This is a genomic window from Actinobacillus ureae ATCC 25976 (genome assembly GCF_000188255.1).
GTDB classification, from domain to species: Bacteria; Pseudomonadota; Gammaproteobacteria; order Enterobacterales; family Pasteurellaceae; genus Actinobacillus; species Actinobacillus ureae.
In genome coordinates this window covers 594,071-601,510 of sequence record NZ_GL831080.1, presented here as the reverse complement: position 1 = coordinate 601,510, position 7,440 = coordinate 594,071, and the positions used below count along the sequence as shown (strand labels likewise).

The 7,440-nt window shown below is 37.2% G+C and carries 7 protein-coding genes and 2 pseudogenes; 1 reads left to right on the top strand and 8 read right to left on the bottom strand.

Annotated features, from left to right (window positions below; genetic code table 11):
* Positions 1-198 precede the first annotated feature (198 nt).
* The 4 genes and pseudogenes from HMPREF0027_RS03025 to HMPREF0027_RS03010 all read right to left on the bottom strand — a co-directional run bounded on the left by HMPREF0027_RS03025 (position 199) and on the right by HMPREF0027_RS03010 (position 3,322).
* Positions 199-1,302 carry a hypothetical protein gene (locus HMPREF0027_RS03025; protein WP_005622144.1) on the bottom strand — a complete coding sequence of 368 codons (1,104 nt, stop codon included), beginning with the start codon at positions 1,300-1,302 and terminating at the stop codon, positions 199-201.
* Positions 1,303-1,313: 11 nt separating this feature from the next.
* Entirely contained in the window at positions 1,314-1,628 is a 315-nt protein-coding gene (locus HMPREF0027_RS12210) for a class I SAM-dependent methyltransferase (protein WP_005622142.1), read from the bottom strand.
* Between the two features lie 9 nt (positions 1,629-1,637).
* Positions 1,638-2,297, bottom strand: coding sequence for a type II restriction-modification system restriction endonuclease (locus HMPREF0027_RS03015; protein ID WP_005622140.1), 660 nt, complete (start codon positions 2,295-2,297; stop codon positions 1,638-1,640).
* A gap of 33 nt (positions 2,298-2,330) precedes the next feature.
* Positions 2,331-3,322: pseudogene (locus HMPREF0027_RS03010) on the bottom strand (IS1595 family transposase).
* Positions 3,323-3,390: 68 nt separating this feature from the next.
* Here HMPREF0027_RS03010 and HMPREF0027_RS11920 point away from each other — a divergent pair.
* A pseudogene (locus tag HMPREF0027_RS11920) lies at positions 3,391-3,704 on the top strand (transposase); the annotation flags it as partial.
* 239 nt (positions 3,705-3,943) lie between these two features.
* Here HMPREF0027_RS11920 and arcC read toward each other — a convergent pair.
* The 4 genes from arcC to aphA all read right to left on the bottom strand — a co-directional run bounded on the left by arcC (position 3,944) and on the right by aphA (position 7,389).
* Positions 3,944-4,891 carry a carbamate kinase gene (arcC, locus tag HMPREF0027_RS03000; RefSeq protein ID WP_005622133.1) on the bottom strand — a complete coding sequence of 316 codons (948 nt, stop codon included), beginning with the start codon at positions 4,889-4,891 and terminating at the stop codon, positions 3,944-3,946.
* 49 nt (positions 4,892-4,940) lie between these two features.
* Positions 4,941-5,945 carry an ornithine carbamoyltransferase gene (locus HMPREF0027_RS02995; RefSeq protein ID WP_005622132.1) on the bottom strand — a complete coding sequence of 335 codons (1,005 nt, stop codon included), beginning with the start codon at positions 5,943-5,945 and terminating at the stop codon, positions 4,941-4,943.
* Between the two features lie 495 nt (positions 5,946-6,440).
* Positions 6,441-6,614: a hypothetical protein gene (locus tag HMPREF0027_RS12070; RefSeq protein ID WP_005622129.1), complete on the bottom strand. Its 174-nt coding sequence runs from the start codon at positions 6,612-6,614 to the stop codon at positions 6,441-6,443.
* A gap of 61 nt (positions 6,615-6,675) precedes the next feature.
* A complete protein-coding gene (gene aphA / locus HMPREF0027_RS02985; RefSeq protein ID WP_005622128.1) occupies positions 6,676-7,389 on the bottom strand; it encodes an acid phosphatase AphA in 714 nt (237 codons plus the stop codon).
* Between the last annotated feature and the right edge of the window lie 51 nt (positions 7,390-7,440).

Below are 7,440 nucleotides of genomic sequence, written 5' to 3'. Positions count from 1 at the left end.
TCCGAACTTTGAGCAAGTGATGCGGATGCTAAAGCAAGCGGCCGCAAAACTGCCTCAGGACGCTAAACCGATTGGCTGTGTCTGAATTTTGTGTTGATATTTTAGTTAGCCCTGCTTTAAAATAACACTGGATTTTAGAAAATCATCGGTCAGTAGAAATGTTGCAAGATGGTATACTTTTTATTTTTCAAGTTTTAGTCAATGATGATTTTCACTATCTTCCCACTTTAAAAGGTTTAAAATACTTGCTTTAATTGGTCTCTTATCTCCCCAGAAAATTAAAGAATTAAGTATTTTCTGAACACTGTCGGATGTAAGGTAAGAATATGCATTCTCGGCTTCTTCTTTTGAATTAAATGATATAAAATAAACCGTGTCATCAAATTGGACTGGTTTTCTTTCTATTGGCTCAACAAGTCTAAACGATAAATTTTTATAAAGACGACATATCGCAATTTTCCACATTTTGAAAGAGTAATCACCTACTCCAAAAATTGAAAATCGTGGATTCTTTTTGTAAATGCTACTCCCACGAGCATCAAGTTTTTCAGAGTGAGATAAAAGATAATTCCATGTTTTTGGATACTTTTCTCTTATATAAGATGTATCCATTCCAATTGCTTTTTGCGTAACAATGGCAAATTTGTTTCGCCATTCATTACCAGATCCAATATCAGAACCTTTCATCAATGGATATAAAATATCTGGCTCAATATCAACATATTCTCCAAGTCCATTAATGTAGCCCCTTTCATCTCGCGTTAGCTCCATAACAGATGAGAGGTCATGCTTAATTCCTGACCTCCATTTAATACTACTAGAACCAAGAAGATTTTTAAGCTGATTGTAATCATCTAAGTTTGATATAGTTAAGCCATCTCTATGACCTATCGTTGTACAATCAGTTGTATTTAAACTATCAAATACGGAGCAGTCGTAGCAAGGAGTTGATTTCTGGTCGAACACAAGAACCATTAAACATGCATCAACAGATGCATTAAATAATTCTTTTGCATTTATTTTATAGATTGATGCATTGATAAGGTGAGCATTACTTTTCTTAGCATAGGCAATAATCTTTCTTGCAACTGCTGTTTTAACAAGCATAGCAATAGTTCCGTTTTTATTATGAAACCATGACAAGTTTTCAATGAGCATCCATTCAGAAATATCAAAATTAGCCTTACCTGTTATGGCATCAACCCCCTTAAAACCCAAGAAGTTATTCTTCTCTGGTAAATTATTGCTTCTTAAACTTCCTTGTGTTGAGTTAGTAACCCAAGGCAGGTTCCCAATAACCAATAACTTATCATTTATCTTGGAGAGATTCTCTTTCCAGTTCGTAGAAAAAAATCAGACTGTTTGATGTGAATGTTAGTATTGCCTATGGATGACAATTTATTATCAAGAATTTCCACATAATCCTTGTTTATCTCGTAACCAAATATTTCAGCATCGGGAAAGATTTTTCTTGAAGCAATTACAAAAGCACCTACACCACATGTTGGCTCAATAATTGAGTCGGCATTGATGCCAATATTTTTAAGTTTTTCACAAACTTGTATTGCAAAGTAATCAGGTGTTTGAAAATCACCAAATTCCTTTTTATTGCGAATTTTATTGTTCATAAAAATACCTTAAGAAAATTTGAAGATAGAGTGAATACCTTGAACTTGACCAGCCATTTCAATAACTCTTGTATATTGAAGTCTCCATTGAAGAGCATTTGATATAGTTAAAAATCCTTGATTTGGAGGTGTGATAAGGATTTCATTTGCTATATTATTTAGTTCAATTTCTTCAACTGGAAGATTTCGCTCAATCATAAAACCAATGAGGTCATCGCGGTTTCCATTTTTTCGAAGAATTTCCAAAATCCCTGTTGTGGTCTGGAAATCTGCTGTTCTGCTTGCTTCAACGAATATTGTGTCAGTAATATTTAATCTACCAGTTCGTGAAATTGAGTCATCATATTTCTCATATACAAATACAATTAAATTATAGCCAAGACCAAAAATTTTCTGTCTCGCTGATTTGTATGGGCATGAGGATTTTGGTTGCCGTTTACTTGTTACTTTCATATCAGTGTTCAAACTTGGAAAATCTATACCATTCGCAGAGTTTCCCAATTGGAATGAATAATTTTGAGCCAAATAATTTTTAAATTTATGCTCTAAATATGTACCGACTGCCTTGCCGTCAGTAACCCCAAATAGAGCAGGCTCTGCATGATTGCTTTCAACTTGTGAGAATGTATGTGCTTCTTTTATAAATGTTTGAATGTCTAAATTTAACATTTCAGTTATACCTTAATCTTGAATTGAGTTAATTTACACAGGAATAGCAGGACGTTTAGTTACGTCTGCTGACCTAATTGTACACATAGTGTTACGGATAAAATCCATCAGGATTACCTCTTTGTTTGCCAACGTATCTTTGGCAAAATTAACAAAGTTATGATACACCAAGTAATTGTTCAAATACTTGGTTGCAACCCCTTTAAACCGATGAACAATCATGTTTTTCAGTATGCTGTGGTAACTGTTGATTGTTTGAATGTTAAACGTACCAACTGCACGTTTACCGCGTGGAATGCGGATATGGCTTAAATTCATATCCAGCGATAATTTTTGATATGGTCTTAATGAATCGGTAACAAATACAGAATCTTTGGCAACTTTGCCATTTAGAACTTTTTGCAAATCTTTTAGAGATGGCTTACCTAGATTGCTAATTCTAGCAACAGATTTACCGTCCAAATTGATACCACAAGGAACACAAACTTGTTCTTTGGAAATGCCACGCTTCGTTGCTCTCGTTCCTCGTTTGTGAGCAGGACGTGGCAGATTAAAATTTTTGTGGTGTCCTTTGTAAGAAATAGTTGAATAAGTTTCGTCAGCTTGCACAATGCCATCTAACTCAACTTCATTCATCATGTTTTGAAGTGCGTCTAAAATTTTGTGTCGCCACGCAAAAGCAGTAGCGAGATTGATTTCGCAAATTTCAGCACATTTACGCACTGGGTATTTTTCAATCATGAATGTATTTTTCCCAAACTTCAATGTCTTTTTGCGTGTTGTAGAGAATAGTGCCTGTTTGCTCAACAAAAGATTTTTTGCAATCACGACACAAATAGCGTTGGTTATCGCATTTCGTACCATTTCTTACAAAATGCGTAGATTGACAATGTGGGCAATTCGTAATTTTTCTTGGTTCAATGACTTTTTTGACTAACAGAAGTCAAAAAAGCCTGTTTATCCGTATCGGATAAATTTTCAAAAAGTTGTTTTAAAATGTCTAATTCTTTTGTTACGCCAGACATGATAAAATTCCTTGTAGTTCAATTAGCTGCAAGGAATTTTAGCAAAATTTAGTGTAAAAATCGACACATTGTTAAAACACAGCCAACCGATTTTACATTATGACCAAGGCTGGCAATATCAGATGGCAGGCTATCAAGACATGCTGAGAAAACATCATATTAAACAAAGTATGTCGAGAAAAGGGAATGGCTTGGATAATGGGGCAATGGAAAGTTTTTTGGGCGATTGAAAACGGAATGTTACTTTGGTAAGCGATTTGAAACTTTCGAACAGCTTGAGAAAGTGATTCACGAGTACATTCATTATTACAACAATGAGCGTATTCAAGTTAAATTAAAAGGACTCAGCCCTGTACAATACAGAACTTGGTCCTTAAATTAAACAGTCTAACTTTTTGGGGTCAGATCATTTAGGGGCTTTTCGTTTATGCAACAAGCGGTTAAATTTTCTCAATTCTTTGCAAACGGGAGTTTAACCACGGAATATGCGAAACTTCGCAGCAAGCGATGGTGACGAATGTTCCCATTTATAACTAATCAATTGCATTAAAAAAGGGCGTACTCAGTACGCCCCTACTTGATATTGCAGATTTTTAGCAAAATCTAACCGCTTGTTTTTGCTTACTTATAAAACTCAATACCGGAAATACTGTTGGTGACACGGGTTCCCACATTACCTTTTACAATTTCTTCAATGTCGGATAATGAACCGATAACTGCATCTTTACCGGTTGCTTTCACAAAGTTAATCACGGCCTTAACTTTTGGCCCCATTGAACCCGGTGCAAATTCGTCCGCCAGTTTTTCCAATTCTACCGGGTTTGCTTTGGCAATTTGTAGTTGATCCGGTTTGTTGAAGTTTACGCATGCCGCTTTGACATCGGTTGCGATAATAAATAAATCCGCATCAAGTTGTTGAGAGATTACTGCGGTACATAAATCTTTATCAACAACCGCTTCCACCCCTTGTAAATCGCCTTGTTCATTATAATAGCTTGGGATACCGCCGCCACCGCCGCAAATCACGATATTATCATTAGCAAGCAGAGCTTTTACTGAATCAATACCGGTTACACCTTTTGGTAATGGGCTTGGTACGGCACGACGATAGTATTGACTGTCTGGCATAACTGTCCAGCCTTTTTCAGCCGCAAGTGCTTCAGCTTCTTCTTTTGAATAAACTTGACCAATTGGTTTGCTCGGTTTTTGGAATGCCGGATCTTTGGGGTCAACAATGACTTGAGTAAGCACGGTAATTGTTGGTTGCTCCGGTACTAAATTGGTTAATTCTTGTTGTAACATATAACCAATCATACCAACGGTTTGTGAAACTAAGACATCTAGCGGATAAGGTTCGATTTGCGCATTTTGTGCATGATATGCCGCATGTTGTAAGGCAAGTAGGCCAACTTGTGGGCCGTTACCATGTGAAATTACTAATTCATTATTCGGTTTGATTTTTGCTAACTGTTCTGCAGCAATTTTGATATTTGTCGATTGGTTTTGGGCGGTCATTGGCTCGCCACGTTTTAATAAAGCGTTACCGCCTAAAGCTACTACGATTTTCATTTTATATTCCTTTCATTATTTCCCCCTCTTTACTAAAGAGGGGGCTTTATTATGCCAAACTCGCAACCATTACCGCTTTAATGGTGTGCATACGGTTTTCCGCTTGTTCGAAGGCAACGTTTGCCGGTGATTCGAATACATCTTCGGTCACTTCGATACCGTTTGCTAGAGCCGGATATTTTTCAGCGATTTGTTTACCGACTTTGGTTTCGCTGTTATGGAATGCCGGTAAGCAGTGCATAAATTTCACTTTCGGGTTACCGGTGCGTTTCATTAATTCAGGCGTAACTTGGTACGGCATTAACATTTCAATACGTTCGCCCCAAGTTTCAAGCGGCTCGCCCATAGAAACCCAAACGTCGGTATGTACGAAATCTATGCCTTTTACTGCAGTATCAATATCTTCGGTTACGGTAATTCTTGCACCGCTTTCCGCTGCGAATTTTTGGCACATTTCAACTAAGCTGTCTTCCGGTAATAATACTTTCGGCGCACAGATACGTACATCCATCCCTAATTTTGCACCGATTAATAATAAGGAATTACCCATATTATTACGTGCATCGCCGATATACACGTAGCTGATTTGGCTTAGCGGTTTTTCACAGTTTTCAATCATAGTGAGTACATCGGCTAACATTTGGGTTGGGTGGAATTCATCGGTTAAGCCGTTGAATACCGGCACGCCTGCGTAGTCGGCTAATTCTTGTACCACCGATTGTTTAAAACCACGGTATTGAATCGCATCGTACATTCTGCCCAATACACGAGCGGTATCTTTCATTGACTCTTTATGACCAATTTGTGATGAAGTCGGGTCAATATAGGTTACGTGTGCGCCTTGGTCATAAGCCGCCACTTCAAATGCACAACGAGTACGAGTTGAGGTTTTTTCAAAGATTAATGCAATATTTTTGCCTTTTAATAATTGTTGTTCTGTTCCTGCATATTTCGCACGTTTGAGATCACGAGCTAAGTCTAATAAGAATTTAATTTCACGTTCGGTATGATTTACTAGGCTGAGTAAGTGTCTGTTTTTAAGATTAAATGCCATGATATTGCTCCTGTGTCTGCTATGAGTAAAAAATTTTAGAATTTTGACCGCTTGTATAAGTGAAACAACTTATTATTCGGGCCCGTGGATCAATGAAATATGGAATTGCAAGGCGAGAATGCTTTGAAAAGAATTGCGCTGTGATAACAAAGATGATTGCTATCTTATTTTTTATACCTAATGAAGGTATAAGAAGGGTAGGGTTTAACATTTTTACTCCTAAAAATTTATTGGGTTGGTACTTGAGAGTCGCCATTAACCTTTCTTGTAGAAGTAGGCGCATAATTCTAACAAAGCAAACGATTGCTATCAAGTTGTTAATTAAACTTAAAATGCTTAATTTGATTAACTATGCTTTTATTTTGCATTTTTATTCATTTTAATGCAAATCGTTTTTCCCGAAAAAATCAAAATCGATGAAAATTAAAGGAGAAATAAGCGGTCTGGTTTCAAGATTCTTTTGCAAAAAAGAGAGGAAATTTAACCGCTTGTTATTTAATGAGCTCGCTTAAATAAGCGTTTTAAAGCAAGTAAAGGAAGGGAAATCGGCCAGCTGATTGCCAGTAACAAACTATGCAATACCGCTTTGAGAAAGCCTTTACGGGAAAATGAAGAGGCAAGGTAGACTAAAAAACAAAGCGGAATAAGCAGCAGATAAATCTCAATCATAAGTAACTCCTAAAAATAAAAGCTGTTGATATTGACCAACAGCTTTTATTTTAGCGCATAACTAGTAGCTTGAGTTAATTAAAACTTCTTCACCATAACCACCTGCCTGTGGGTGAGGGATATAGGTTGAGTTTGCCGCTCGTAATACACGAATGCCTCGAATACCGGCTTCTTTTGCTGCCAAAATATCGTCATCACTGTCGCCGTAGTGAAGCTGTACTTTGTGTTTAATGATTGCAGCCGTTTTACCTTGTTTATATTCGGATTTTTGACCGCCGGTGAAATTCACCGGTTGCATATTTTTAATGCCAAGTGCTTTCGCCAAGATTGGCGTTACTTGATCATCTTTACCGGCAGTACGTCCGGTAATTAAGAAGATTTGATCACCTCGGGCTTGGTGCATTTCAATTAATGCTTTAGCAGACAGTTTTGGAATGGAATATTTATCACAGCCGGCATTAATTTCATCCCAAAAGTCTTGGTTTTTTAGGTAGCTATGGTCATTCGGTGAATACTTCTGCTGACCGTAGTAAAAACAGCCACTAGTTGCTGCAACCGTATCATCAATGTCAAAGCTTACGTTCATTGGCGGTGTGTCTTTCAGGCTGGCTTTAATTTGCTCAATCGAAACCCAGTGAATCGGCGCTTGTTGTTCCGCTTGACGGACAGTAAAACCGGCTTGGGTATAAGGGACTTTTTCACCTGATGCGTGGCTAGAAAGGGCGATAAGGCTTGCAATTGCCGTAATGGCGATAGATTTAATGGTAGATTTCATATGTCATCCTTTTAAATTACGTATAAGTTATAAAAATAATAGTAAGTGAGT